The organism is Methylobacterium gossipiicola (assembly GCF_900113485.1).
GTDB lineage: Bacteria > Pseudomonadota > Alphaproteobacteria > Rhizobiales > Beijerinckiaceae > Methylobacterium > Methylobacterium gossipiicola.
Genome location: NZ_FOPM01000010.1, coordinates 82,376 through 107,320, shown reverse-complemented (window position 1 = coordinate 107,320; position 24,945 = coordinate 82,376). Strand labels below are relative to the sequence as shown.

The following is a 24,945-nucleotide window of genomic DNA, read 5'->3' as shown; positions in this document are numbered from 1 at the left end:
CTTGCGCCCTGGTCGGTCTGGAATTCTGGCCTTCGAAACGACGAAGCCCGGGGCGTGACGCGCCCCGGGCTTCGTTGGATTCGGGTCGGGTTGAGGACGCGGTCAGACGCGCTTGCGCATCCGCAGGATCTTGAAGAAGCCGCCCGGAAACGTCGGGGCGACGCCGATGAATTCCACGGCGTTGGCCCGCGCCCAGGCCTCGATCCGGGTGGATTTGAAATCCGACGACCAGCCGATCTTGGTGCAGAGGGGGGCCACGATCTCCTCGACCTTGGCCAAGGGGCCGTCCGATTGGCCGAAGTGATTGGCCAGCACGATCTCGCCGCCCGGCCGCACCACGCGCAGGAACTCCGACAGGGCCCCCTCCGGATCGGGCACCAGGGTGATGAGGAACTGTGCCACCACGGCGTCGAAGCTCGCATCGGCGTAGCCGAGGCGACACACGTCCATCACCTGGAGGCCCCGGACATGGCCGAGGCCGCGCCGGCGCACCTTGGCGCGGGCGCGCTTCAGCATGTCCTCGGAGAGATCGACGCCGCAGACGAAGCTCGTGCGCGGGTAGTAGCCGAGTGACAGGCCGGTCCCGACGCCGGCCTCGAGGATGCGCGGGCCGCAGGCCACGGCCGCCGCGACGGCGTCGCGGGCCGCCGGTTCCGTCAGCTTGTCGTAGACCACGTCGTAGACCGGTGCCCAACGGGCATAGGCCTTGCGCATCAGGGCGGTGCTCGGACCGGCCTCCCGCGGCTCGCTCAGCATGTCGATCTCGTCGTCCTATGGAGAGGTTGATGGCGGCGGACAGTCAGGCCGCTTCCGCGGCCCCGGCCTGCAACGCGTCGATGCGCCGAATGGTGCCGCCGCCGAGCACCTGCGCGCGCGGACCATCATCGGCGTAGATCACGCAGGCCTGTCCCGGCGAAACCCCGTCCTCGGGCGTCGCCAGCACGATTTCGGCGGTGCCGGCTTCGGCGTCGAGGGTGAGATGGGCGGCGCGGGGCTCGCGGGTCGAGCGCACCCGCACGGCCACGGGAAGATCGGCCTGCACCGGGCCGGCGAGCCAGTTCACGTCCGTCAGGCGGATGCGACTGGTCGCCAGGGCCTCGCGCGGGCCGACCACGACGCGGGCCGTGTCGGCCTCCAGGCGAACGACATAGAGGGGTTCGCCGATGGCGAGGCGAAGGCCCCGCCGCTGGCCGACGGTGTAGTGCACGATGCCGTCGTGCCGGCCAAGCACCCGTCCCGACAGGTCGACGATGTCGCCGGCCCTAGCCGCGTCGGGCCGCAGGCGGGCGATAACGTCGGCGTAGCGCCCCTGGGGCACGAAGCAGATGTCCTGGCTGTCGGCCTTTTGGGCGACGGACAGGCCGAGTTCGTGGGCGAGGCGTCGGGTCTCGTCCTTGGGCAGTTCCCCCAAGGGAAACCGCAGGAAGGCGAGTTGCTCGGCCGTCGTCGCGTAGAGGAAGTAGCTCTGATCGCGGGCCGGATCGAGGGCGCGGTAGAGGCCGCGTCCGCCCTGCGGCAGGGGACGGCTCGCGACGTAATGGCCCGTGGCCAGGGTATCCGCATCGAGATCGCGCGCCGTCGCGAGGAGGTCGCGGAATTTGATGGAGCGATTGCACTCGACGCAGGGGATCGGCGTCTCGCCCGCGAGATAGCTTTCGGCGAAGCGGTCGATCACCGATTCCCGGAAGCGGTCCTCGTAGTCGAGGACATAATGGGGGATCCCCAGGGTTTCGGCGACGCGGCGGGCGTCGTGGATATCCTGGCCGGCGCAGCAGGCGCCTTTGCGATGAGTCGCCGCGCCGTGATCGTAAAGCTGGAGCGTGATGCCGACGACGTCGTAGCCCTGGCGCTTCAGCAGGCCGGCCACGACGGAGGAATCGACGCCGCCCGACATGGCGACGACGACGCGCGTCTCGTGCGGGGCCTTGGGGAGATCGAGGGAATTCATCGCGCCAGGGTTCGCCGACCGGACCGGTCCGGTGCTGGGCCACAGTCTATAGCGTTCCTTGTCCTCAAGTTCCAGGGATCGGTCCCACCTGAGCCCGGCAAAGCCGTCCCTGCCCGGCAGATCCTGCCGGGTAGAGGGAATATTCAGCCTCAATGTTTTTGAAAGGATCGAAAAAAGCCAATCTCCATCAATGGTTTGGAAAGTTCACACGCTTGGCTTGGCCTTTGCTCCATGGTTCGGCAAGGAGACTTCGGACCCCATGGCACAAGCGTTCCTCGAAACGGATTTCTTCGTGCGGCGTGCAGCGCCGGCCCCCGTGCGCAACACGGCGCAGGCCGCCTCGCGTCCCGCTTTTACCCTCGACGATCCCAAGCCGGATCCCGCCGATGCGGCGAAGCAGGCGCGGGACACCCGCGGCCAGACGCAACGCGCCGAGCGCGACCGTCCCGATAACGCGGCGCAGCCCGATAGGACCAACCAAGCCACGACCGACCAAACCAAGGGTGACCGCCCCGCGACGTCGGTGCAATCCCGCGGCGAGGCCCCTGCCGCGGGCGCCAAGGTTACGGCGCGCGCCGATGCGGCCGACACCGGTATGCCAGCGGGGGCGGCGCGGGGCGACCGGTCGGACGCGCCCGCTCCGACCGCACCTCAGGCCTCCTCCGAGGCGACGCCTGCCGAAGTGGCGCAGGCGGGGGCGAGCCTGTCCGGGACCGATGAGCCGGCGGACGAGACCGATGTGTCCAAGGCGTCCGTGCGGGACCCGGATGTCTCGTTGATCGCCCTCGGTCTTCTCACGCCCCCACCTCCCATGGTCCCCAACGGGCCTTCGACGCCCGGTCAGGCATCGGCTTCCGCGAAGCAGGAGGCGGCCGGTCAGATCCAGGGCGGTGCGGCTCAGGCCGCCGCGAAGGATCAGGGCGCCTCGTCGTCGGGCGCGGTGTCGGCTGCAGCCGGTCAGATCGCGTTCTTCGCGTCGACCGTTGACGAAGCCGATGCGGCCTCAGCCCTCCAGGCGACGAGTTCGGCTCAGCCGGCTGTCGGGACCTCCTTGACCTCTCAGGATTCGATGACGACCGTCGCATCGACCGCCTCGCTCTCCAAGGAAGCGGCGACGTTGGCCGGCGCCCCGACCGTTCTCGCGCAAGCCGGCGCGTCCAACGCAGCCGGATCCGATGCGTCGCAGCTTGGACAGACTGTGTCGGCGACGGGCCAGGCCCAGTCGCCCAAGGACGAGCCGCCGGCCGCTGGTGTCCAAGCCATGCTCGCCGCGCCGGTCCTTTCGGACGCTGCCAAATCCGGACCGAAGCCGGCGGGCCAGTCCGTGGCCGCGAAGGGCACGGTCCAATTGACGGCGGGGGTGGGCCAGGCTGCCAAGGGTGTGGGGTCGGGCTCGGCCGTGCAGGAGGCCGCCCCCGCTTCGTCGGGCTCGGCAACGGTTGGTAAGCTCCAGGCCGGCCCCCAAGCCTCCCTCGAAACCACCCCCGAAGCCTCATCCGCCGGAAAATCCGATCCCGCCGTCGCCGTGCAGGACGTGGCCGGGGGCAAGGAGCCGGCGGTCAGCGTCGCGGCCTTGCCTATGCCCGATGTCACGCCCCATCAGGGCCAGGACAGCTTCAGCGCGCATCTCGCGGGCGCATACATCGGGGCCACCGCCACGACCACGGCCGGAGCCTCGGCACCCACCGCCCCGGCGGCCCATACGCCGCCGCCGGCTTCACCGCCGGTTCCCCTGGGGGCCGTGCCGATGACCATCGGCCTGCGCTCGCTCCAAGGCTCGAACCAGTTCGAAATCCGCCTCGATCCGGGCGAACTCGGACGCATCGACGTGAAGCTCGACATCGACAAGGAGCGCGGCACCGTCATGGCGCATCTCGTCGTCGATCGCATCGAAACCCTCGCCCTGCTCCAGCGGGACGCCCCGAGCCTACAGCAGGCCCTGTCGCAGGCCGGGCTCGACGCGAATGAGGCCAACATCAACCTGTCCCTGCGCAGCGACGCGCAATCCAATGGGCAGGGTGCCGAGAACCGAGGATCCGACGGGCGCAGCCCCGACGGTCGGCCCGGCAATGCCAACGGCTCTCATCAGGCCGAAGGCCGCGCTGCCCTCGAAGCCATTCCCCTGCGTACCCTGACCGGCCTCACCGGCCTCGACATCCGAATCTGAGGAGCCCCACCATGTCATCCGGTATCAGCAGCGTTGCGGGCGCGACGACCTCGGCGAGTTCCGCCACCAAGACCTCCTCCCAGGAGATCGCCGGCAACTTCACGCAGTTCCTGACCCTGCTGACCACGCAGCTCAAGAACCAGAACCCCCTCGATCCCATGGACACCAACCAGTTCACCCAGCAGCTGGTCCAGTATGCCGGTGTCGAGCAGCAGTTGAAGTCGAACGACCGCCTCGACGCGATCCTGAGCAACGCCAAGGCTTCGAGCTCGGCCTCGGCCACGGGGTTCATCGGCCAGACCGTCACGTCCGACGGCAAGACGGCCGATCTGGCCGGTGGGGATGCGACCTGGACCCTGACCCCCTCAAGGGCCGCCACGCAGGCGACGATCACGATCAAGGACGCCAAGGGCAACGTCGTTGTGAGCCAGAGCAAGACCCTGTCGTCCGGAGCCCAGACCTTCGTGTGGGACGGGCGCTCCACCTCAGGCATGACCGCTCCGGACGGGACCTATTCCATCCAGGTGGATGCCCGTGACGCCACCGGCACCCCTGTCACGGTCGCCACCCAGGTCACCGGCAAGGTCACCGGGGTGGATCTCAGCGGCACGTCGCCCGTGCTTCTCATCGATTCCGCGCGGGTGCCGATCAGCAGCGTCCAGAGCATCGGATCAGGGTTGTCCACATAAGCCACCGGATGATTCGGATGCGATTCTTTGGCTTCAAGATATTTTAAGTGAGCACGGGTAGCTTCCAAATTCGACAGGTCAGTCGAGTTGTAGAGCGTATCATGACCGAACCGAGCCGCCCGAGAGTGAAATACGTCATCGGGCCTGATGGTAGTCCGTTAACCATAGCAGATCTTCCGCCAACGACGACCCGGCGGTGGGTCATCCGCCGAAAGGCCGAGGTCGTCGCGGCCGTCCGGGGGGGATTGCTGAGTTTGGAGGAAGCCTGCCAGCGTTACACCCTCACCACCGAGGAGTTTCTGAGCTGGCAGTTCTCCATCGACCAGCATGGCCTCGCCGGGCTGCGCACGACGCGGATTCAGCATTACCGGCATTGACGAGCCCGCACCGGCGGGTTCGTCACGGACACCCGGCACCTCACACCAAAAGGCCGCGCCCCACCCCGGGGCGCGGCCTTTTCGCGTTTCGGCGCCCTTCCCCTGCGGTTTCAGACGAGGTCCTAACGCCCGTTAACCGGGCGCTAACCATGCTCTGGGCAAAACTTGCCGGGTGGGGACGGTCTATCCGTCACGTTCGCTCGGGTGGAGGCGTCGCGCCGTGAAGTCGGTTCTGGAACTGGTGACGAAATTTGGGCCTGCACGGCTGACCGCCATGGCGGCGGTCACCATGACGCTCATTGGTTTTTTCGCTTTCGTGATTCTGCGGGTTTCCACACCCGACATGGGGGTGCTGTTCGCCGACCTGTCGATGCAGGATTCGGCGGCGGTGATCCGCGATCTCGATGCCCGTGGCATCAAGTACGAGGTCAAGGGTGATGCCGGGCAGACCATCATGGCGCCCCGCGCCGATCTGCCCCGCCTCCGCATGGATCTCGCCGGCAAGGGGCTGCCGAGTCAGGCGGGTGTCGGTTACGAGATCTTCGACAAGGGCGATGCCTTCTCGTCCACGAATTTCGTGCAGAACGTGAATCATCTGCGGGCCCTCGAGGGCGAGCTGTCTCGCTCCATCCGGGCCATCGGCCGGGTTCAGGCGGCACGCGTCCACCTCGTCATTCCCGAGCGGCGCCTGTTCGAACGCGATCGCGAGGCGCCGAGCGCCGCCATCGTCCTCAAACTCATGGGTGACCTCGATCCGTCCCAGGTCCGGGCCATCCGCCACCTCACCGCGTCGGCGGTGGAGGGCCTCAAGCCGGATCGCGTCTCCATCGTCGATGAACGCGGCCGCCTGCTCGCCGATGGTGCCCGTGACGCCGAAGCCGACAAGGGCGCCGGCATGGAGGAGAAGCAGATCGGCATCGAACGGCGCCTGCGCTCGCAGATCGAGGAGATCGTCGCCGGCATCGTCGGGGCCGGACGGGCCCGCGTTCAGGTCAGTGCCGAACTCGACATCAACCGCATCGAGAGCCGCTCGGAGAGCTTCGACCCGGAGAGCCGCGTCGTCCGCTCCACCCAGACCCGCAACGAGAACTCCCTCACGTCGGCCGCCGAGGGTGGGGTGAGCGTCGGCAACGAGTTGCCGGGCGCCAACCAGCCCGGTGCCGCCCCGGCCCCGAAGGACACCACGGCCAAGAACGAAGAAACCACGAACTACGAGATCTCGCGGGTGACCCGCACCGAGGTGGCCGAAGGCGGCCGGGTCAAGCGCCTCTCCGTGGCGGTGCTCGTGGACGGCACCTACGTGCCGGGCGCCGACGGACGGCCGACCTACCAGCCGCGTCCGGCCGCTGAGGTCGAGCGCATCACCACCCTGGTGCGGACGGCCATCGGCTTCGACAAGGCGCGCGGCGATCAGGTCGAGGTGGTCAATCTGAGGTTCGCCGAGTCCCCGGCCCTGCCGGAGGTCGCCGAGCCGACCCTGCTCCAGTCCCTGATGCCGCAGACCAAGGAAGACGTCATGCGCATCGTCGAGCTGACGGTGCTGGCCATGCTCACCCTCATCGTGTTGCTGGCCGTGGTGCGCCCGCTGCTGCGCAAGATGCTCGACACCGAGCCCGTCGCCGTCTCCCTGGTCACTGGTCCCGCCGCGGTAGACCCGACGATGGCACTGGTTCCCCGCGAGAGCGCCGCCCGTCTCGTCGATTTCGCCAAGATGAACGGTCAGGTTCAGAGCGAAGCGGTGCAGCGGGTGGTCGAGATGGTCCGCGCCAGCCCCAACGAGACCGTCGAGGTTCTGCGCAACTGGATCAATGAGCCCTGAGACCGGTCGATACCCCCGTTCTCAACCGTTCTTGTCCTAGGGAGTCGAGGCCATGTCCTCAGGTATGAATCTCACGACGGAAGTCGCCCCCACGGGCGTCGAGCAGAACTACAGTTCCATGGGCGGCCTCCAGCGCGCCGCCGCCCTCCTCCTGCTTCTCGGTGAGACCGAGGGGGCCCCGATCTGGCAGATGCTCGAGGAGGAGGAGGTCAAGAAGGTCTCTCAGGCCATGGTGCAACTCGGCTCCCTCGAGGCCGACACCGTGGAAAAGCTGATGATCGACTTCGTGGCCCGTCTCTCGGCCGGGGGCGGCCTGTCGTCGAACTTCGAGCGGACCGAGGCGCTGCTGCTGAAGATCTTCCCGCAGAACCAGGTTTCCTCGATCATGGCGGAGATCAAGGGCGCTTCGGGCAAGCGGGTCTGGGCCAGCCTGACCCAGATCGATCCCGAAATCCTCGCCTCGTTCCTGCGCAACGAGTACCCCCAGACCGTGGCGGTGGTGCTCTCGCGGGTGCGCTCCGACTATGCCGCCAAAGTCCTGACGATTCTGCCCGAAGACTTCTCCATCGACGTCCTCAACCGGATGCTCTGCATGGAGACGGTGCAGAAGGAGGCCCTACGGCACATCGAAGAGACCTTGCGCGTCGAGTTCGTCTCGACCATCGCGCAGACCACGCGCCGCGACGCCCACGAACTCATGGCCGACGTGTTCAACGCCTTCGACCGGCAGACCGAAGGCCGCTTCCTCGCCGCCCTCGACCAAGCCAATCGCGGGTCTGCGAAGAAGATCCGCCAACTCATGTTCACCTTCGAGGATCTGCTCAAGCTCGATCCGGGCAGCGTCCAGACCCTCCTGCGCAAGACCGACACCGAGACCCTGTGCAAGGCCCTGAAGGGCGCCAACGACCGGGTCCGGGCCTTCTTCCTGGCGAACATGTCCACGCGCGCCGCTAAGAACATCACCGATGAGATGAGTGGCCTCGGGCCGATCCGGCTCAAGGATGTCGACGAGTCCCAGTCCAAGATGACCGAACTCGCCAAGGAACTGGCCGAGAAGGGCGAGATCATGATCGCCAAGGCGAGCGGCGAAGAGGAGCTGGTCTATTGAGCGCCCGTCCTTTCCTGTTCGATACGGAATTCCGGCCCCGTCCCTCCGCCGCCCCGGTCAAGGACGAGGCGGCCCTGGCCGAGGAGCAGGCGGCGGCGCAGGCTCAGGCCGAGGCCCTGGCCGACGCCCATGCCCGCGGTGTCCAGGAAGGCCGCGCCCAGGCGGAACTGCAGACGCAGGCGCGCATGGCCGATGCCCTCACGCGCCTCGGCCTCGCCGCCGCCGGACTGCTCGGTCAGCTAGATGCCCGCGACCTCGAGCGGGAGGAGCAGGCGATGGTTTTTTCCGTGGCCCTCGGCCGCCGCATCGCGGGAGAAGCCCTCGATGCCCTGCCGCTGACCGCCATCGGCGAGGCCGCCCGCTCCGCTCTCCAGCACTTGCGCGGCGTGCCCCACCTCGTGGTGCGTGTCCACGAGAGCCTCATCGACGAGGCCGAGGCCCTGATGAAGCGCATGGCGCGGGAGCGCGGCTTCGAGGGCCGCCTCGTGGTGCTGGGCGAACCCGACCTCGCCCTCGGCGATGCCCGTATCGAATGGGCCGATGGCGGCGTGGTGCGCGATCGCGCCCGCATCGAAGCCGCCGTGCTCGAAGCCCTCGGCCTGTCCGCCTGATCTTCAGAGAAACCGACCCGCAGAAAGCCTGACCATGTCCGACGATTTCACCCTGCCCCAGCTCAACGGAACCGATGCCTCCTTCGACGGCCTCGGCACCGAATCCATCCGTGAGACGCCGACCACCCCGAAGAGCGCCGGCGATCTCGAACAGGTCTTCGACGTGCCGGTGGTGGTCTCGGCCGTCCTCGGCTCGTCGCGCATGCCCATCGGCGATCTGCTGCGGCTTCAGCCCGGCGCCGTCCTCGAACTCGACCGCAAGGTCGGCGAGGCCATCGACATCTTCGTGAACAATCGCCTCGTCGCCCGTGGCGAGGTCGTGCTCGTCGAGGAGCGTCTCGGCGTGACGATGACCGAGATCATCAAGAACGACCACTGACGTTCCCCGGCCCACCGCGCGCCCGCGCGAGGCCCCCGATACGGAGACCTTGAGTCATGCGGCTTCTCATCATCGGTCGTCTCAACGGCGAACTCGTGACCGCCTCCCGGATCGCCATGAACCGGGGCGCGGCGGTCACGAACGCCGAGAACCTGGCGCAGGGCCTGGCGGTGCTGCGCGCCAAGGGCGCCGACCTCATTATGATCGATGTTGGCCTGCCGATCCGTGACCTTGTGACGGCGCTCACCGATGAACGCATCCGCACCCCCGTTATCGCCTGCGGCATCACCACGGACGCGCGGGCCGCGGTGGCGGCGATTCAAGCGGGTGCCCGTGAGTACATTCCCCTGCCGCCGGACCCCGAGCTCATCGCGGCCGTATTGCAGGCGGTTTCCGAGGATGGCCGCGCCTTCGTCTGGCGCGATGCCTCCATGGAGCGGGTGGTCCGGATGGCCGAGCAGATCGCGCGCTCCGAAGCCTCCGTGCTCATCACCGGCGAGAGCGGCACCGGTAAGGAAGTGCTGGCGCGCCACGTCCACAGCAAGTCGAACCGGACGGCTAAGCCGTTCGTGAGCGTCAACTGCGCGGCGATCCCTGAAGCCCTCCTCGAATCCGAGCTGTTCGGCCACGAGAAAGGGGCCTTCACCGGCGCCGTCGCGCGGCGGATCGGTCGCTTCGAGGAAGCCAGCGGCGGCACGCTCCTCCTCGACGAAATCTCCGAGATGGACGTGCGGCTGCAATCGAAGCTGCTGCGCGCCCTTCAGGAGCGGGTGATCGACCGGGTCGGCGGCTCCGCCCCCGTCAAGGTGGATATCCGCGTCCTCGCGACCTCGAACCGCAACCTCCTGGACGAGGTCCGCAAGGGTACGTTCCGCGAGGATCTGTACTACCGCCTCAACGTCGTCCACCTGAAATTGCCGCCGCTGCGCGAGCGCCCGTCCGACATCCTCGAACTCGCCGGCCACTTCGCCCGGAAATACGCCGAGGTGAACGGTCTGCCCGCCCGTCCCCTGAGTCGAGAGGCGCAGGCCCTCGTCTCCGCCAATCCGTGGCGCGGCAACGTGCGCGAACTCGAGAACACCCTTCACCGGGCCGTGCTGCTCGCGTCGGGGCCGGAAATCGGCCCGGAGGCGATCCTGACGCCCGAGGGCGAGAGCATCGGCGAGATCGCGGCGGGTCCGGCCGAGCGCGCCGTGCGGGTCGCGGAGGCGACCACCCGTGGTCTCGTCGGGCAGACGGTGGCACAGGTGGAGTGCGAACTCATCCTCGACACCCTCGACCATTGTCTCGGCAACCGGACGCATGCCGCCAAGATCCTCGGCATCTCGATCCGGACGTTGCGCAACAAGCTCAACGAGTATGTCGATGCCGGCATGAACGTGGTCGAGCCGGGCAGCGTGCGCACGGCGGCGACCTACGGCTGAGGCCACCACCCGAGGCCTTCGCGGTGGCCTTCGGACTTGGCGGGCGGTGCCTCGGGGAACGCCCCTCGCCGCCTGCCGTCAGCGGTTCCGGGCCGCTTCCTCGGCCACCTGTGCCGCGTGGGCGCGCTCCAGCTTCTCGAGGGAAATGAACCGGGCGATATCGGCCTCGACGTCGCGGATCGTCTCCTCGACGAGGTGTTGCTGCAGGGCGATGCGCGGATCGTCCGCCGCCATCCCGTCGCGGGCCTGCAGGCGCTGCACGGCCTCCTTGACCACGCCGTAGACGGCTTGCCGCGCGTCCCGGCTCATGGACGGGTTGACGGCGCGGGCGACGAGGTCGGCGAATTCGGACATGGGTTTCCGAGGGACGGGTTTCCGAGGGGGAGCATTTTTCGCCGACATGGAGGCCGGGCCGACGAAAGACAATGCGGGACATCGAGACGGTGATGATTTTTCGTGATCCATCCATCCCGAAGAACCCCCGCTGATGCGAGGGTGATCCGGCCCGTCGGGGGCCGTTACAGGCGCTGGTCCTTCAGGCCCGCCATGATGAGCGCCATGGAACTCCAGACCACGAGGAAGCAGAAGAAGCCCACGGACACCGCGTAGCCCCGGTGGGGGTAGAGCGAGTCGCTGGGCAGATCTGGCGGCACGAAGGTGGCGAGGAAGATCTGCTGCTTGGTGGCCGCGACGCGGGCGCGATCGACCATGAGGTTGGCCGATTCGTTCAACTTGCTCGCGATGGTCTTTTCAACCTGAAGTCCCTCGTATTCGAGGAGCGCGCGGGTCATGTTGTTCGATGGATCGGTGCCCGTGAGCCCGTCGGTGGTCAGCTGCTCTTGAAGCCGCTTGATCTGCTGCTGGATCGCCGCGAGGTTGGCCACCAGGGTCTGGATGCTGCGGGACTTCTCGTCGAGGTTCGAGCCGCGCAGAACCTGCAGGTCCGTCTCGGCCTTGAGCTGGTCCTTGCGCAGACTGCCGAGGGTGGTCAGCGTCGCTTCCGCCGTCTTGATCGGATCGATGATGCCCCAGCGGTTGCGGAAGGTCTGAAGGGCGAGGTGGGCCTCGCGCAGGCGGGTCTGCGCCCGAACCGCATCGGCCTCCGCATGCGCCACGAGATCGGCCTGCGCCGCCCGCGAAATCTCGTTGATCAGCACTTCCGTCCGGGCGATGACTTCCTTGGAGATGGCGAGGGCATCCTCCGGCGTGAAGGCCCGAACCGAGAGGGTGATGATGCCGGAGATGACGTCGATGCGCGCGGCCACGTGCTGGCGCCAGTACTTCGTCAGTTCCTCGATGGGCTGCGGCGGCCGGTAGCGGCTCCAGAAATCGGCCTCCTTGCGGGAGAACATCGCCGAGACTTTCAGCGACTCCTCGAGCTTGGCGACGAGGGTCTGACTCTGGATGTAGTTCTTGACGATGAAGCTGTCCTGGCTGTTGTGCTTCTGAATCAGATCGGCGAACTGGCCCACGGATCCATCTTCCATGGGCTCGACATTGCCGCGCACGGTGAATTGCGACTCGGCGATATACTGGTCGGACGCAAAGCCGTAGAAGTAGACCGCCAGCAGCAGGGTCGGCAGCAGCACGAACACGCTGAAATTGCGGATGAGGTCGGCGATCAGGTTCGGGGGCTTGGACGAGGCCGGCCGCAGCCCCGGCAGGCGTCGCCAATCGAGACGTTCGCCCGCCTTAAGCAGGAAAGCCGGGGCCCGACCGGTCGGGATCGGTTCCACGGTTTCGGCGTTGCGCCGCAGATCGGGGACCGCCCGCAGGGCGAGGTCCAGGACCCCACGCAGGCGTTCCGACTGCTTGACCTCGTCGACATTCATCACATCGGGTTCCCGGAGGCTCGGCGCGCGAACGCGACCCCATACCGCGCGTGGCGCGGCGGGGAGCCCTTTCGACCCCGTGCCGTTGACCCCCGGAGTCTCCCGTTTTTCGGCCCTTTTTAAGGCGTGGCCGGCTGTCGGCGAGGAGGCCCCACCCCCGCCCGCGGGCGATGGAACGAGACCGTATGGACCTGACGCACGCAGCTTCCGAGTCACCCGACATGTCACCGAGCCCACCGGCGGAGGTTTCCAAGTCCTCGAAGGGCAAACGCCGCCAGGCGTTGTCGCCGCAACCGGAAAAGATTCGCTATGCCCGGGCGAAGTTCGACGCCGTCGTCCTCGTCTGCACCAAATGCCTCAAGCGTCAGGGCTTGCCGAAGGGCACCCTGCGCAGCGTCCTCAAGCGGGCCATGAAGGTCCGGGCGGGACCGTCAAAGGACCGGCACGCCAAGCCGCGCCTCGTCGAGGTCGGATGCCTCGGCCCCTGTCCGAAACGCGCGGTGGCGGTGGCGACGACGGCGAGCCTCGCCCGGGGCCGCATCGCCCTCGTCGATCCGGCCGGCGACCGTCAGGCGATCCTCGATGCCCTCCTCCCCGATTTCGGCCCCAAAGCCACGCTAACGCCCCCCGGTGGATCGGTGGATACGTCCCCGGCCTGACGGCATCCTGAGGTTGGAGAACGCCCCCATGAGGCAGGCCCGCGCGCGCGACACCGTCGGCCGGGCGATCCTGCGGCGGCTGCCACTTCTGGGCACCGTCCTGGGCCTCGCCCTCGGCGTCTGGCTCGTGGTGACGCACGATCTCCAGGCGGTGGCCGACGCGTTCGGGCGGATCGGCCCCCTCGGGCTCGTCGGCATCGTCCTCGTCCGGGGGATCGTCGTCGCCCTGTGCGGGATCGCCTGGGCCCGGCTCCTGCGGGGACTCGCTGGGGTCGAGGCGGGGGCGTTCCTCATCCTGCGCTTTGTGCGCGAGGGCATCAACGTGCTGCTGCCCGTGGCCTCCGTGGGCGGCGACGTGGTGGGCGGGCGCCTGCTCACGTTTTGGGGTGTTGCGGGAGCGCTGGCGGCGGCCTCGATCCTCGTCGACATGCTCATGCAGGTTGCAACTCAAGGTTTGTTCGCCCTCCTCGGTGTCGGGCTGCTGACGCGGGTCGGCGGCGGCACGGCCGAGGCCCTGACGGCCTGGACGGCGGGGGCTCTGGCGGTAACGGCCGTGATCGTGGCGGCGTTCTTCGCGGTCCAGCGCAGCGGCGCGGCCCGTGCCCTCGTGCGCCGGTCCGTGGATCGGATGCGCCGCTGGGCCGGCGCGGCCGTGACGCCGCGGGACGGCGCGCCGGGCGGCGTCTACGCGGCGCTCGACGCCATCTGGGCCACAAGCCGGCGCCGCGATCTCGCGGCCGGGTTCTTCCTCCATCTCCTGGCCTGGGGAATGGGGGCCGTCGAAATCTGGATCGCGCTGGCCTGCATCGGCATCGCGGGCGTGACCTGGACCGAGATCCTGGTGATCGAGGCGCTGAGTCAGGCGATCAAGTCGGCGGCGTTCCCGGTGCCGAGCGGGCTCGGGGTGCAGGAGGGCGGCTTCGTGCTGCTGGGGGGACTGTTCGGCCTCGATCCCGGAACGGCGCTCGCCCTGTCGCTGGCCAAACGCGTGCCCGACGTGGTGCTGGGCGTGCCGGCCCTCGTCGCGTGGCAGATGCTGGAGGCACGCCGCGCGACGGTGATCCCGCCTGTCTAGTGCTGTGACGCAATCACTTCGTTCCTGCGCCAGAGCACTCGGCTTTTGTTTTTGCATCAATTTTCCCAGACACGGCTGAAGCCTCCGTCTGGATCGATGCACGAGGCATCGCCTTTTTCCGAAATCCGGCGACCACCTTTCGGGGCGATGCCTCAATTCGGCTCGGCGAGCAGGCCCTCGACGAAGGAGGTCAGGCCGGTGCGGCGCTCGCGCTTCAGGCGCTCGGCGACGAGGATGCCTTCCAGCGAGCGGAAGGCGTCGTCGAGGTCGTCGTTAACGATGACGTAGTCGTACTCGCTCCAGCGCTGGATCTCGACGCGGGCATTGGCGAGGCGCTTCTCGATGGTCTCGGACGAATCCTCGGCCCGGCGCTCCAGGCGCTGGCGCAGCTCGGCGAGGCTCGGCGGCAGGATGAACACCGTCACCACGTCCTGGGTCAGCTTCGCCCGCACCTGCCGGGTGCCCTGGTAGTCGATGTCGAAGATCATGTCCCGGCCGGCGCCCAGCACCTTCTCGACCGGCCGGCGCGGGGTGCCGTAGAAATTGCCGTGCACCTCCGCCCATTCGAGGAGGTTGTCGGCGGCGCGCAGCGCGTCGAAGGCCTCGCGGTCGATGAAGTTGTAGTGCTTGCCGTCGATCTCGGAGGGCCGGCGCTGGCGCGTCGTCACCGAGATCGACAGGTCGAGGCCCCAGCGCGGATCGCCCGCCACGGCGCGGGTGAGCGTGGTCTTGCCGGCCCCCGAGGGCGAGGACAGGATGAGGATGAACCCGCGCCGCCCGATTTCCGTGGCCTGCATCTGCGAAACCTATTCGACGTTCTGAACCTGCTCGCGGAATTGCTCCACCACGGCCTTCAAGTCGAGTCCGATCCGCGACAGGGTGATGTCGCCCGCCTTGGCGCACAGGGTGTTGGCCTCGCGGCCGAGCTCCTGGGCGAGGAAATCGAGCTTGCGGCCGATGGGGCCGCCAGCCGCGAGGAGGTCGGCCGCGCTGGAAAGATGCGCGGTGAGCCGGTCGAGCTCCTCGCGGACATCGGCCTTGGCGGCGAGCAGCACCGCCTCCTGGTGCAGGCGGTCGGGATCGAGGGTGCCCACCGCGATGAGGGTCGAGACCGTGGCGGAAAGGCGCGCCCGCACGGCCTCGGGCTGGCGGGCGGGACACGCCTCGGCGGCCCTGGTCAGGCGGGCCATCTCGGCGAGCTGGCCCTCGATGATGGCGCGCAGCGCGCGCCCCTCGGCGCGGCGCGCCTCCACGAGGTCGGTGACGAGGCGCACCACCCCCTCGGCGAGGTCGCGGTTGAGCGCCTCGGCATCGGCCCCCGCCTCCTCCTCGGCCTCGATGACGCCGCGCAGGGCCAAGAGCCCGTCCAGGGTGGCGGGCGCCACGCCCTCGGGCCGGGGCACCCGGGCGACGGCCGCCGCGAGGTCGGCGAGCAGCGCCTCGTTGATTTTTATGCGCGGCGTGGTGTCGGGGCGGGACAGGGTCAGAGAGAGCTGGCACTGGCCGCGCGCCAGGGTCTTCTGCAGGGCGGTGCGGGCGACCTCCCCGGCGGCGTCGAAGCCCCCCGGCACCCGCAGCCGCACCTCGAGGCCGCGCCCGTTCACGGACCGGACCTCCCACGCCCACTGGACCGGCCCGGTGGTGCCCGTGGCCCGGGCGAAGCCCGTCATGCTGGAGAGGATCATGCTCGTCTGCGACCGCTTGTGACCGAATTTCGCGGACAATGCCCCGCATCTGGCCGGGTGGCTACCGGGAGGCGCACGGGGAGACCGTTTCCCGGCCGGTGGTGACCGCCGTCACACCGCGTAGACGGCGCGGGTCCCCTCTCCTTCCGGGCAACGCGATCGGAGTTGGCGTAGGGGGCGATCGAACATTTCGATCCCCGCTCGGGAGCCAAAAACATCGGTGATGCGGGGTCTTATCTGGCTTCCGGTTGAGCCCTTCGGATCGAGTGGACGCGACGGGCTCCCTCTCCTGTAAGGAGAGGGCTGGGGTGAGGTGTGCGAGCTCTCCGGAAAAGTCACACACCTCACCCTGTCCCTCTCCTTTCAGGAGAGGGGACCCGCGTTTGGCCCAAACCGAGGGGGTCAATCAGATGCTGTCGACCGCTCTGGTTCCGGGTTCGCTTGGCGAGCGCGGTCTGTCCCAATCTGCCCTGCGCGATCCTGTCGTCGCGAGCGGGCGGCGACTCTTCTCATCCTATGATGTGGCCCCCCGCCCCCTCACGGCTGCTTCAGCACCGGGACGGTCTTGGCCGAGTTGAGATCGTAGGTCTTGTTGCGCAGGGGATCGAGGCGGGTGCCCTCGGAGGCGTCGAACGCCTTCGGGCGCGGCGCCGGGGTGCCGGGGGCGAAGTTGGTGCCGTCCGCCGGGGCGTAGGCGGAGGCCCGGCCCGGATCGGCGGGGGGCGCGGCGGTGGGCGCGGGCGCCGGCTCGGCCTTGTCCACGGCGGCGTCCGGGGTCGGAGCCTGCCGGGCGCGCTCGACCTGGCGCCAGCGGGCGACGTTGCGGGAATGGCCCTCAAGCGTCTCGGCGAAGGCGTGGCCGCCGGTGCCGTCGGCGACGAAGAACAGGTCCTTCGTGCGCGACGGGTTGGCCACCGCCTCCAGGGCGGCGCGACCCGGATTGGCGATGGGGCCGGGCGGCAGACCTTCGATGACGTAGGTGTTGTAGGGCGTCGCGCGCTCGATCTCGCCGCGCTGGATGCCGCGCCCGAGGGTGCCGCGCCCACCCACCAGCCCGTACACGATGGTGGGGTCCGATTGCAGCTTCATGCGCTTGTTGAGGCGGTTGACGAACACGCCGGCGACGCGGGGGCGCTCGTCGGCCCGGCCCGTCTCCTTCTCGACGATGGAGGCGAGGGTCACCATCTCGGCCGGAGTCTTCACCGGAATGTCGGCGGAGCGGCGCTTCCAGATGTCGGCGAGCACCTCGCGCTGCTTGGCGCGCATGAGGTTGACGATCTGCTGCCGGGTGGCGCCGCGCTCGAACTTGTAGGTGTCGGGCAGGAGCGAGCCCTCCGCCGGGATCTCGTTGATGTCGCCCGTGAGGATGTCGTTCTCGTTGAGGCGGGTGACGATCTGCTCGCTCGTCAGCCCCTCCGGGAAGGTGATGGCGTGCTGGACCTGACGGCCCGAGGCCAGGGTGTCGATGGCGTCACCAATGCTGGCATGGGCCTTGAAGGTGTATTCACCGGCCTTGAGCGCCTTGCCGCTGAAGCGCGCCGCCCATTCGAACAGGGCCGTATGGGCGATGACGCCCTCGCGGGTCAGCGCCTGGGCGATCTCCGTGGTGCCGGAGCGGGGCGGGATCACCACCACCTTGTCGCCGGGCAGCGGCCCCGGCTCCTTCACCTGCCGCTCGAACAGCGTCAGGCCGATCATCACCCCGATGGCCAGAACCACCGACAGGGTGAGGAGCCCGGAGACGGTGGCCAGGAACCCGCCCCGGCGGCGCGGCGGCAGGTCCGGCGGCGGCGGCGCGGCGGTGGGCTTCAGGGCCTCGCTCGGGCTGCGCGGCGACGGACGCGGCGGCTGCGCCCGCTCCTCGGACGCGGCCGGCACGGGCTCGGGGTTCGGGCGCTTGCGGAAGAACATGCTGATCCTGTGCGGGCCTTCAGGCCCCCTCCCCGGCCCTTATAGGGCACGGGGCTGTTTCGCGCGATGCTTCGGGCAGGCGCGCGGGGCGGGCCGTTTGGGGCGCGAGCTTAGTCGGTTTTGTGGCGAAATGGGGGATTATGGATATCGCAACGGAGCGCTTGGTTGGAAAATCGCCTCCAACTAAGCTGCTCCTAATATGTGTTTTTGTTGCTGTAAGGCGTGGTTTGTAATTATGAATCCGCTTGGTTGTTCTGACATTAGTTTGTCATATTATTATCCAAATGGGTGGGAAGGTGTCCAATGACTATGACGCCTTTCTCTCGATTCCAGCAAAAGTATATACGAAACATTGTCCTAGGGTCTGTTCCACCGCCCTTTTTAAGGTGTTGATCGCACCATAGGCGTTCCCTATGATAAGTCACTGAATACTCTGGAAAGCGCTGGATGTCGCCGGACCTGGAAAAACAATCTGATATTGTGATTCCAATATTCAAAGATCGTTCGGTAAATTCTTCATATGATTGCTGGTCTGGTTCTCGGCGCATCGGCGCATAAACTTCATCCAGCAGTCGAATTGCTTCACCAATTTCTTCGGGGCGAGAGTACTGATTGTTTCTTTCAATGCTCTTCAGCGCCTTTGGCGCAAACCAAATGTTTGGGCTAATATTCCGGCTTGCCCACTCTCCAAAATTGCTTAAGTCAGTCAAGTCTTCTCGTTCTAATGTGCTTCCCTCTCTAACGAGTGTCCTTCTTAGCATTTCATTTTGAATACGATATCGGTGGTTTTCGGCTTTCAACTCGGATGTTTCAGCTTCTGAGGCCGAGCGCTCAGCTTCCGCATCTGCAAGCCATTGATTGTGCTCGCTGCGGATGCTTTCAATCTCTTGTCTTAATGCTATATTTTCTTCCTCGTATAGCCGAACCATCTCGGCATCACTGCTATTGACGCGTCTTGCCTTAAGAGCAAAATCCGCGGCAGCTTGCCTGACAGCTTCGAAGCGAGGGTAGTCTGTTGTGCCCTTGCTCACACCGGATGAGAGAACCCGGTTGATAACAGGGACGGCGCTCCAGAAACCATGACGGCCTTGATCGGAAAGCCATAGCGGATGAGCGTACTGATCTGCGTCGTCCAACTTAAATCCTGGACGATAGAGCCGTAGTGCCCCATCAAAAACAGTCAAATCACGCCCGGCCAGACGTGTTAATCTCCAAGTCTGGTTATTGGAGATGCCGATCACATGTGCTGCGCCGCAAACTCGGCGAGAGAATGACTCAAGATTAATCAAGGGTGGACGGGTTACCGCCTCTGCCATTACCACTATGGGTAGACGTCTATGTGGATGCTCAAGAAGCTTAATGAACCAATCAAAATCTTCTGAAGAATTAATATATGTCGGCAGATCGGATAGAGCGACTCCATCCGCCGTGCAGGGCAAGCGTTTTATTATTTCTCGAATAAATCCAGGGATGCTTGGTATGTACGGATCATCTGCATTTCTTGTGACATTAAGTAGACGAGTTCCAAAATGAACTTGGCCTTGTTGCTCTGCAATTGTGATCTCAGTTACCCAGGTGCGCCCGAGTAAGTTTGAATCGGGGTTATCAATTGTTGCTGACCAAATTCGGCGCTCTGGATGCTCGATTTTTACTGCTTTCGCAGGATGATCGCCTCCTCCGCCCACATCGAATGCTGCAGCATCTGTAGCATCTGTCGGAATTGCAGGATTTAATTTCTGCATCCATCCGACAGTAAGTCGGATAGCTTTCTCGAAAGGATTTTCGCCTCCAATCGAAAAGGTTATGCTGGAAACAGATCGAATTATGGGCGCTTTAGGCTGTGGTTGTTGACTCATAGAATCAGCCTGTCATTTCTGTGTAAAAGAGTTGTATTTTTCAAATCTCTGAGTAGTAAATATTCAGCGGTGATTGGTTATAGGAAAAAGGGAGGGAGTATTAGCTAATTGTAACTAATCCACCCGCCGCATCACCAAGCTCGCATTCGTCCCGCCGAACCCGAACGAATTCGACAGCACGACATCCACGCGCTTGCGCTTGGCCTCGTGCGGCACGAGGTCGATGGCGGTCTCCACCGAGGGGGTGTCGAGGTTGAGAGTCGGGGGCAGAACCCCGTCGCGGATGGCGAGCACGGAAAAGATGGCTTCCACGGCGCCGGCGGCACCCAGCAGGTGGCCGATGGCGGATTTGGTGGAGGACATGGCGGCGCGCGGCGCCGCGTCGCCGAGCAGGCGCTCCACGGCCTTCAGTTCCAGCTCGTCGCCCATGGGCGTCGAGGTGCCATGGGCGTTGATGTAGTCGATCTCGGACGCGGCGATGCCGGCGCGCTTCACGGCGGCGCTCATGCAGCGGAAGGCGCCGTCGCCGTCGGGGGCCGGCGAGGTGATGTGGTAGGCGTCGCCCGTGAGGCCGTAGCCCACCACCTCGGCGTAGATCTTGGCGCCGCGGGCTTTGGCGTGCTCGTACTCTTCGAGCACCACCACGCCGGCGCCCTCGCCCATGACGAAGCCGTCGCGGTCCTTGTCATAGGGGCGCGACGCCCGAGTCGGGTCGTCGTTGAAGGCGGTGGAGAGCGCCCGGCAGGCGGCGAAGCCCGCCAGCGCCAGGCGGTTCACGGGGGATTCGGCCCCGCCCGCCACCATCACGTCGGCATCGCCGAACTGGATGAGCCGGGCGGCGTCGCCGATGGCATGCGCCCCCGTGGAGCAGGCGGTGACCACGGAATGGTTCGGGCCTTTCAGGCCGTGCGCGATGGAGACCTGGCCGGAGGCGAGGTTGATGATCCGCCCGGGGATGAAGAACGGCGAGATCCGGCGCGGACCCTTGTCGTGCAGGGTCACGGACGCGTCGTAGATGCCGCCGATGCCGCCGATGCCCGATCCGATCATCACGCCCGTGGCGCATTGATCCGCGTGGGAGGTCGGGTGCCAGTCGGCGTCGTCCAGGGCCTGCCCGGCGGCCGCCATGGCGTAGACGATGAACGGATCGACCTTGCGCTGCTCCTTCGATTCCATCCAGGCGTCGGGATCGAAGGTGCCGTTGCTGCCGTCGCCGAACGGAACGGAACAGGCGATGCGGCAGGCGAGGTCGTCGACGGGGAACGCCGTCACGGCTTTGGCCGCCGACTCTCCCGCGATCAACCGGCTCCAGGTGGCCTCGACCCCGCTCGCAAGCGGCGTCACCATACCCAGACCCGTCACCACTACCCGCCGCATCGCGCTATCCCGAACCGGTCCCGTCCTGAAACGAAGGGCGCGGCGGAGTCGCGTACGACCCCGCTTCCGGCGCCCCGTTTCGTCGAAATTAAGCGGAGTTCTTCTCGAGGAACTTCACCGCGTCGCCGACCGTCTGGATGGTCTCGGCGGCGTCGTCGGGAATCTCGACGTTGAATTCCTCCTCGAACGCCATCACGAGCTCGACGGTGTCGAGGCTGTCGGCGCCGAGATCATCGATGAAGTTCGCGCCCTCGACCACCTTCTCCGGCTCGACGCCGAGGTGTTCGACAACGATCTTCTTCACGCGCTCAGCGATATCGCTCATCGGTCTTGGTCCTTAGCTCTTCAAGAGTCGTGATGGTGTCGCCGTGGCCGCCGGTCCGGGACCCCTGGTCCCGGATGCGGCCGGTGTGATCGCTCGCGCGCGTTTCGGGCGGTCCGTGACATCGGGTCCGCGTCGTTCTTGGGAATCTCCGCAACACGCCGAACCGTCAACCCCCCTCGCACGGCAGGCGGGGTGTTAACACAGGGTTCCGGTGCTGGCGAGGGCCGGTTCACAACCCATTCATCGCCGTGGCTTTTTCGCGCCGCCGGGGATGATTTCGGGTGTGCGGTGCAGCAAGGCCGCCGGGCACCGGCCCCCGTCAGACCATCGCCATGCCGCCGTTGACGTGGAGCGTTTGCCCGGTGACGTAGCCGGCCTCGTCGGAGGCGAGGTAGAGGGCGGCGGCCGCGATCTCCTCGCCGGTGCCCAGGCGATTCATGGGCACGCGGGTGAGGATGCCCTCGCGCTGCTTGTCGTTGAGCGCATCCGTCATCGGCGAGGTGATGAAGCCCGGCGCGATGCAGTTGACCGTGAGGTTGCGGGTGGCCACCTCGGCCGCCATGGCCTTGGTCATGCCCACCAACCCGGCCTTGGCGGCGGCGTAGTTCACCTGCCCCGGATTGCCCGTGGTGCCCACCACCGAGCCGATGTTGACGATGCGGCCGTGGCGGCGCTTCATCATGCCCTTCACGGCGGCCCGCGACAGGCGGAAGGCCGCCGTGAGGTTGACCGCGATCACTGCGTCCCACTCGTCGTCCTTCATCCGCAGGAGAAGGTTGTCGCGGGTGATGCCGGCATTGTTCACGAGGATGTCGAGGCCGCCCATCGCGGCTTCCGCCGCCGGCACCAGGGCCTCGACGGCGGCCTTGTCGGAGAGGTCGCATTCGGCGACGTGGAGGCGCTCGCCCCCGAGTTCGGCGACCAGGGCTTCGAGGGCCGGGCGCCGGGTGCCCGAGACCGTGACGGTGGCGCCCCGCGCGTGCAGCGTCCTGGCGATGGCGCCCCCGAGGCCGCCCGTGGCGCCGGTGACGAGGGCCTTGCGGCCGGTGAGATCGAACATGGGAGACCCTATCCTGGAAACGCGGGGAACGCGGCGACGTCGTCGGGGGTGCCGACGGCGCCGGCCGAAGCCCCCGCCGCGATGCGCTTGACGAGGCCGGTGAGAACCTTGCCGGTGCCGACCTCGGTGAAGAAATCGATGCCGGAACGCGCCATGGCCGCGACGCTCTCGCGCCAGCGCACGGTGCCGGTGACCTGCGCCACCAGGGCGTCCCGGATGGCGTCGCGGTCGGTGATGGGAGCGGCGAGCACGTTGGCGAAGACCGGCACCACGGGGGTGTGCATGGCCACTTGCGCCAGGGCCGTCCGCATGGCCTCGGCCGCCGGCGCCATGAGGCGGCAATGGAACGGCGCCGAGACGTTGAGCATCACGGCGCGCTTGATCCCCTTCGCCTGAGCCAGGGCCACGGCCCGCTCCACGGCGGCCTTGTCGCCGGACAGCACCACCTGGGCGCCGCCATTGTCGTTGGCGACGTCGCAGACGTCCCCCTCGGCCGCCTCTTCCGCGATGGCGTGCGCCACCTCGATCTCGGCCCCGATGAGGGCCGCCATGGCGCCCGCCCCCGGGGCCACGGCCGCCTGCATCGCCTCGCCGCGAATCCGCAGGAGGCGCGCCGCATCCGCGATGGAGAAGGTGCCGGCGGCGGCGAGCGCCGTGTATTCGCCCAGCGAATGCCCGGCGACGCAGGCGATGTCGCGCTTGAGGTCGAGGCCGCGCTCGGCTTCGAGCACCCGCAGGGCGGCGAGCGACGCGGCCATGAGGGCCGGCTGGGCGTTGGCCGTGAGGGTGAGCTCCTCCACCGGCCCCTCGAACATCAGGCGCGAGAGGTTCTGACCCAGGGCCGCGTCGACCTCGTCGAACACGGCGCGGGCCTGCGGAAAGGTTTCGGCCAGGGCCCGCCCCATGCCGACGGCCTGACTTCCTTGGCCGGGGAAGATGAGTGCGCGCGCCATGGCCCTACCGTTCGTCGCAAGGTCGGAAAGGGCGGGCCACTCGCATCGCGGGCGGGTGAAGTCAATCGGATGTTTACCCGTCCGTGCCCGTGGCGGGCCCGATTTCGGTCCGCGCGCGGCGCTCCCGCCGCGCCCCGAAGCCCGATCCGGACGGTCCGACGAGGCGCGCCGCCTCCGCCTTCGGGGCGTCCGGTTCGGCGAACGGCCCCGCCCGCCCCGAAAGCGGATGGCGGTCCCCTTTGGTCCGGGAATCCCGGGCGACGCCTCAGATCCGCTCGATCTCCAGGTAGCCGATCGTGCCCGCGGCATCCTCCGTATAGAGCGTGCTTCGGATCGCGGCCGGGTCGATCTCCCGCGCGAAATCCTCGATCTCGGAGCGGGTGCGGTAGAGCAGGTACCAATCCATGAAGACTTCCATGTAGGCTTCCTCGCGGACGCCCCAGAGGAAATTCGGGATCAGGAGTCGGCCGCCCGGGTGAAGGTGGTCGAACAGCACCCGCGTCAGGCGCGCCGCCACCCGGGCATCGAGGTAATCGTACAGCCCGGCGGCATAGACGAGGTCGAACCGCCCGAGGTCGGTCCGATGCGCCAGGATCTGGCGGACCGTCGCCTGCCGCGTCTCGATGGCGGGCGAGACCGACCCGCGATAGCCCTCGACGGCGGCCAGACTCGTCGCATCCTGATCGACGGCGAGCAGCCGTCCGACCCGTCCCGCCGTGAGGGCGAGGCTCAATTCGGCCTCGCGCAGGTGCCCGCAGGCCACCGACAGGATCGCGGGCTGCTCGCGGCGCGCGGCCGCCGCGTCGATGGCCGCCGCGAGAACGGAGCGGCGCCGACGGACCGCTTCACAGGCCGTGACGTCGACGGTGAAGGCCATGACCGTGCGCCCGGCCGCCGTGGCCGCTTCCTGGGCCGGCCGCGCGGCCGGATGGCGATAGACAAAGTCGATCAGCCCGGCATCTCCAGGGTATCCGCGCGGTTTGGTGAAGGAATGCGAGGTAAACGGGCATTCGTGCACAAGCTGCGCGACCGTATGGGCGCGAGCGGCGGGAAGGACGGCCCCGTGCCAGGTCCGGTCGCTGAACGTCTCCTTGAGGAGGGCCAGCAGGTCGATGAGCGTATCTGCCAGGGCGGTGTAATTTCCGGGCGACGCGAGGTTCGCGATGTCGGTCAAAGCCCGTCGAACGTCTTCGGCGACGACGGGATAGAGTGTGTCAGGTATCGAAACCGGGGCTTGGGTGCCGATCGGGAGTGGCGGTCTGTCTTCGAGTGATTTGAATCTGCTCAGGCGATCGTGTTCGCGAAACAGCGAGAGTCCGCCGCTGGCCATGTCTTTTACGCCTCACGCACCGATGCTCTGAAAAGTCCTGGGTGCGGAAATTATAGTTAACGAGGCGTTAATTCCTGTCCAGGGGCATGGGCAAGGTTTCCCAAGGTTCCGGTGTCCCGGACGATTCCGATGGGGGCCGTCCGAACGAGCGGGGGCCGTGGAGCAGTCGGCCAAAAGAAATCTATGTTGTTTCGCGGGGCGGTTTCGACTTTTCGCTCCAGGCCGGAGATCAGATCCGGGTTCGTCCAGTTCTCGCGCTGCGGGACGCGTTGGCGCGGAGGGAAGTCCTGCGGTTTACCCGATGTCCGATCTTATCCGGTACGGCGAGCGCGCTTTAATCATTCCATTCATGTTTTCGGG

At 67.0% G+C, this 24,945-nt stretch carries 23 protein-coding genes; 10 read left to right on the top strand and 13 right to left on the bottom strand.

Annotated features, from left to right (window positions below; translation table 11 throughout):
- Window positions 1-102: 102 nt before the first annotated feature.
- Window positions 103-756, bottom strand: coding sequence for a methyltransferase domain-containing protein (locus tag BM249_RS10940; protein WP_091971826.1), 654 nt, complete (start codon window positions 754-756; stop codon window positions 103-105).
- Between the two features lie 43 nt (window positions 757-799).
- Window positions 800-1,948, bottom strand: coding sequence for a tRNA 2-thiouridine(34) synthase MnmA (mnmA, locus tag BM249_RS10935; RefSeq protein WP_091971824.1), 1,149 nt, complete (start codon window positions 1,946-1,948; stop codon window positions 800-802).
- A 259-nt stretch (window positions 1,949-2,207) separates the two neighbouring features.
- Between mnmA and BM249_RS22130 the strand changes: the two genes are divergently transcribed.
- The 8 genes from BM249_RS22130 (at window position 2,208) to flbD (ending at window position 10,522) form a co-directional block, all read left to right on the top strand.
- Window positions 2,208-4,115: a flagellar hook-length control protein FliK gene (locus BM249_RS22130; RefSeq protein ID WP_280142662.1), complete on the top strand. Its 1,908-nt coding sequence runs from the start codon at window positions 2,208-2,210 to the stop codon at window positions 4,113-4,115.
- 11 nt (window positions 4,116-4,126) lie between these two features.
- A complete protein-coding gene (locus BM249_RS10925; protein WP_091971822.1) occupies window positions 4,127-4,804 on the top strand; it encodes a flagellar hook assembly protein FlgD in 678 nt (225 codons plus the stop codon).
- Between the two features lie 101 nt (window positions 4,805-4,905).
- The gene (gene sciP, locus BM249_RS10920) at window positions 4,906-5,181 is read left to right on the top strand and encodes a CtrA inhibitor SciP (RefSeq protein ID WP_018044452.1); all 276 of its coding nucleotides are present in this window, start codon (window positions 4,906-4,908) and stop codon (window positions 5,179-5,181) included.
- A gap of 220 nt (window positions 5,182-5,401) precedes the next feature.
- Window positions 5,402-7,000: a flagellar basal-body MS-ring/collar protein FliF gene (gene fliF, locus BM249_RS10915; protein ID WP_091971820.1), complete on the top strand. Its 1,599-nt coding sequence runs from the start codon at window positions 5,402-5,404 to the stop codon at window positions 6,998-7,000.
- A 64-nt stretch (window positions 7,001-7,064) separates the two neighbouring features.
- Entirely contained in the window at window positions 7,065-8,108 is a 1,044-nt protein-coding gene (gene fliG, locus BM249_RS10910; RefSeq protein WP_425284823.1) for a flagellar motor switch protein FliG, read from the top strand.
- The gene (locus BM249_RS10905; RefSeq protein ID WP_091971816.1) at window positions 8,105-8,719 is read left to right on the top strand and encodes a FliH/SctL family protein; all 615 of its coding nucleotides are present in this window, start codon (window positions 8,105-8,107) and stop codon (window positions 8,717-8,719) included. The genes fliG and BM249_RS10905 overlap by 4 nt, the downstream gene beginning before the upstream one ends.
- A 34-nt stretch (window positions 8,720-8,753) precedes the next feature.
- Window positions 8,754-9,098, top strand: coding sequence for a flagellar motor switch protein FliN (gene fliN / locus BM249_RS10900; RefSeq protein ID WP_091971815.1), 345 nt, complete (start codon window positions 8,754-8,756; stop codon window positions 9,096-9,098).
- Window positions 9,099-9,154: 56 nt separating this feature from the next.
- Complete coding sequence (gene flbD / locus BM249_RS10895) at window positions 9,155-10,522, top strand: sigma-54-dependent transcriptional regulator FlbD (RefSeq protein WP_091971813.1); 1,368 nt, start codon at window positions 9,155-9,157, stop codon at window positions 10,520-10,522.
- A 78-nt stretch (window positions 10,523-10,600) separates the two neighbouring features.
- Here the strand turns inward: flbD and BM249_RS10890 are convergent, their stop codons facing one another.
- Both BM249_RS10890 and BM249_RS10885 read right to left on the bottom strand, forming a co-directional pair.
- Window positions 10,601-10,876: a hypothetical protein gene (locus BM249_RS10890; protein ID WP_091971811.1), complete on the bottom strand. Its 276-nt coding sequence runs from the start codon at window positions 10,874-10,876 to the stop codon at window positions 10,601-10,603.
- Between the two features lie 164 nt (window positions 10,877-11,040).
- Window positions 11,041-12,354 carry a KpsE/RkpR family capsule polysaccharide export protein gene (locus BM249_RS10885; RefSeq protein WP_091971809.1) on the bottom strand — a complete coding sequence of 438 codons (1,314 nt, stop codon included), beginning with the start codon at window positions 12,352-12,354 and terminating at the stop codon, window positions 11,041-11,043.
- Window positions 12,355-12,575: 221 nt separating this feature from the next.
- On the opposite strand from BM249_RS10885, the gene BM249_RS10880 reads away from it, so the two are divergent.
- Window positions 12,576-13,013 (top strand): (2Fe-2S) ferredoxin domain-containing protein, encoded by a 438-nt coding sequence (locus BM249_RS10880; RefSeq protein ID WP_244528694.1) that lies wholly within the window; start codon window positions 12,576-12,578, stop codon window positions 13,011-13,013.
- A 28-nt stretch (window positions 13,014-13,041) separates the two neighbouring features.
- Entirely contained in the window at window positions 13,042-14,088 is a 1,047-nt protein-coding gene (locus BM249_RS10875) for a lysylphosphatidylglycerol synthase domain-containing protein (RefSeq protein WP_091971807.1), read from the top strand.
- A 152-nt stretch (window positions 14,089-14,240) separates the two neighbouring features.
- On the opposite strand, the gene gmk is transcribed toward BM249_RS10875, so the two are convergent.
- The 9 genes from gmk to BM249_RS10835 form a co-directional block, all read right to left on the bottom strand.
- The gene (gene gmk, locus BM249_RS10870; RefSeq protein ID WP_091971805.1) at window positions 14,241-14,885 is read right to left on the bottom strand and encodes a guanylate kinase; all 645 of its coding nucleotides are present in this window, start codon (window positions 14,883-14,885) and stop codon (window positions 14,241-14,243) included.
- 9 nt (window positions 14,886-14,894) lie between these two features.
- Window positions 14,895-15,773: a YicC/YloC family endoribonuclease gene (locus BM249_RS10865; RefSeq protein ID WP_091971803.1), complete on the bottom strand. Its 879-nt coding sequence runs from the start codon at window positions 15,771-15,773 to the stop codon at window positions 14,895-14,897.
- A 537-nt stretch (window positions 15,774-16,310) separates the two neighbouring features.
- Window positions 16,311-17,684 carry an endolytic transglycosylase MltG gene (gene mltG, locus BM249_RS10860; protein WP_091971801.1) on the bottom strand — a complete coding sequence of 458 codons (1,374 nt, stop codon included), beginning with the start codon at window positions 17,682-17,684 and terminating at the stop codon, window positions 16,311-16,313.
- 260 nt (window positions 17,685-17,944) lie between these two features.
- The gene (locus tag BM249_RS21245; protein ID WP_143103734.1) at window positions 17,945-19,540 is read right to left on the bottom strand and encodes a hypothetical protein; all 1,596 of its coding nucleotides are present in this window, start codon (window positions 19,538-19,540) and stop codon (window positions 17,945-17,947) included.
- A 114-nt stretch (window positions 19,541-19,654) separates the two neighbouring features.
- Window positions 19,655-20,917 carry a beta-ketoacyl-ACP synthase II gene (gene fabF / locus BM249_RS10855; protein ID WP_091971799.1) on the bottom strand — a complete coding sequence of 421 codons (1,263 nt, stop codon included), beginning with the start codon at window positions 20,915-20,917 and terminating at the stop codon, window positions 19,655-19,657.
- An 88-nt stretch (window positions 20,918-21,005) separates the two neighbouring features.
- Window positions 21,006-21,242, bottom strand: a complete 237-nt coding sequence (locus BM249_RS10850; RefSeq protein WP_018044468.1) for an acyl carrier protein — start codon at window positions 21,240-21,242, stop codon at window positions 21,006-21,008.
- A gap of 319 nt (window positions 21,243-21,561) precedes the next feature.
- Window positions 21,562-22,302: a 3-oxoacyl-[acyl-carrier-protein] reductase gene (gene fabG, locus BM249_RS10845; protein WP_091971797.1), complete on the bottom strand. Its 741-nt coding sequence runs from the start codon at window positions 22,300-22,302 to the stop codon at window positions 21,562-21,564.
- A gap of 8 nt (window positions 22,303-22,310) precedes the next feature.
- Entirely contained in the window at window positions 22,311-23,255 is a 945-nt protein-coding gene (gene fabD, locus BM249_RS10840) for an ACP S-malonyltransferase (protein ID WP_091971795.1), read from the bottom strand.
- Between the two features lie 265 nt (window positions 23,256-23,520).
- A complete protein-coding gene (locus tag BM249_RS10835) occupies window positions 23,521-24,429 on the bottom strand; it encodes a class I SAM-dependent methyltransferase (protein ID WP_244528693.1) in 909 nt (302 codons plus the stop codon).
- Window positions 24,430-24,945 lie beyond the last annotated feature (516 nt).

Excerpts from the sequence above, each read along its gene's own strand:
- BM249_RS10940 (WP_091971826.1), bottom strand. The coding sequence starts at position 756 with ATGCTGAGCGAGCCGCGGGAGGCCGGTCCGAGCACCGCCCTGATGCGC.
- mnmA (WP_091971824.1), bottom strand. The coding sequence starts at position 1,948 with ATGAATTCCCTCGATCTCCCCAAGGCCCCGCACGAGACGCGCGTCGTC.
- BM249_RS22130 (WP_280142662.1), top strand. The coding sequence starts at position 2,208 with ATGGCACAAGCGTTCCTCGAAACGGATTTCTTCGTGCGGCGTGCAGCG.
- BM249_RS10925 (WP_091971822.1), top strand. The coding sequence starts at position 4,127 with ATGTCATCCGGTATCAGCAGCGTTGCGGGCGCGACGACCTCGGCGAGT.
- sciP (WP_018044452.1), top strand. The coding sequence starts at position 4,906 with ATGACCGAACCGAGCCGCCCGAGAGTGAAATACGTCATCGGGCCTGAT.
- fliG (WP_425284823.1), top strand. The coding sequence starts at position 7,065 with ATGAATCTCACGACGGAAGTCGCCCCCACGGGCGTCGAGCAGAACTAC.
- fliN (WP_091971815.1), top strand. The coding sequence starts at position 8,754 with ATGTCCGACGATTTCACCCTGCCCCAGCTCAACGGAACCGATGCCTCC.
- flbD (WP_091971813.1), top strand. The coding sequence starts at position 9,155 with ATGCGGCTTCTCATCATCGGTCGTCTCAACGGCGAACTCGTGACCGCC.
- BM249_RS10890 (WP_091971811.1), bottom strand. The coding sequence starts at position 10,876 with ATGTCCGAATTCGCCGACCTCGTCGCCCGCGCCGTCAACCCGTCCATG.
- BM249_RS10885 (WP_091971809.1), bottom strand. The coding sequence starts at position 12,354 with ATGAATGTCGACGAGGTCAAGCAGTCGGAACGCCTGCGTGGGGTCCTG.
- BM249_RS10880 (WP_244528694.1), top strand. The coding sequence starts at position 12,576 with ATGTCACCGAGCCCACCGGCGGAGGTTTCCAAGTCCTCGAAGGGCAAA.
- BM249_RS10875 (WP_091971807.1), top strand. The coding sequence starts at position 13,042 with ATGAGGCAGGCCCGCGCGCGCGACACCGTCGGCCGGGCGATCCTGCGG.
- gmk (WP_091971805.1), bottom strand. The coding sequence starts at position 14,885 with ATGCAGGCCACGGAAATCGGGCGGCGCGGGTTCATCCTCATCCTGTCC.
- BM249_RS10865 (WP_091971803.1), bottom strand. The coding sequence starts at position 15,773 with ATGATCCTCTCCAGCATGACGGGCTTCGCCCGGGCCACGGGCACCACC.
- mltG (WP_091971801.1), bottom strand. The coding sequence starts at position 17,684 with ATGTTCTTCCGCAAGCGCCCGAACCCCGAGCCCGTGCCGGCCGCGTCC.
- BM249_RS21245 (WP_143103734.1), bottom strand. The coding sequence starts at position 19,540 with ATGAGTCAACAACCACAGCCTAAAGCGCCCATAATTCGATCTGTTTCC.
- fabF (WP_091971799.1), bottom strand. The coding sequence starts at position 20,917 with ATGCGGCGGGTAGTGGTGACGGGTCTGGGTATGGTGACGCCGCTTGCG.
- BM249_RS10850 (WP_018044468.1), bottom strand. The coding sequence starts at position 21,242 with ATGAGCGATATCGCTGAGCGCGTGAAGAAGATCGTTGTCGAACACCTC.
- fabG (WP_091971797.1), bottom strand. The coding sequence starts at position 22,302 with ATGTTCGATCTCACCGGCCGCAAGGCCCTCGTCACCGGCGCCACGGGC.
- fabD (WP_091971795.1), bottom strand. The coding sequence starts at position 23,255 with ATGGCGCGCGCACTCATCTTCCCCGGCCAAGGAAGTCAGGCCGTCGGC.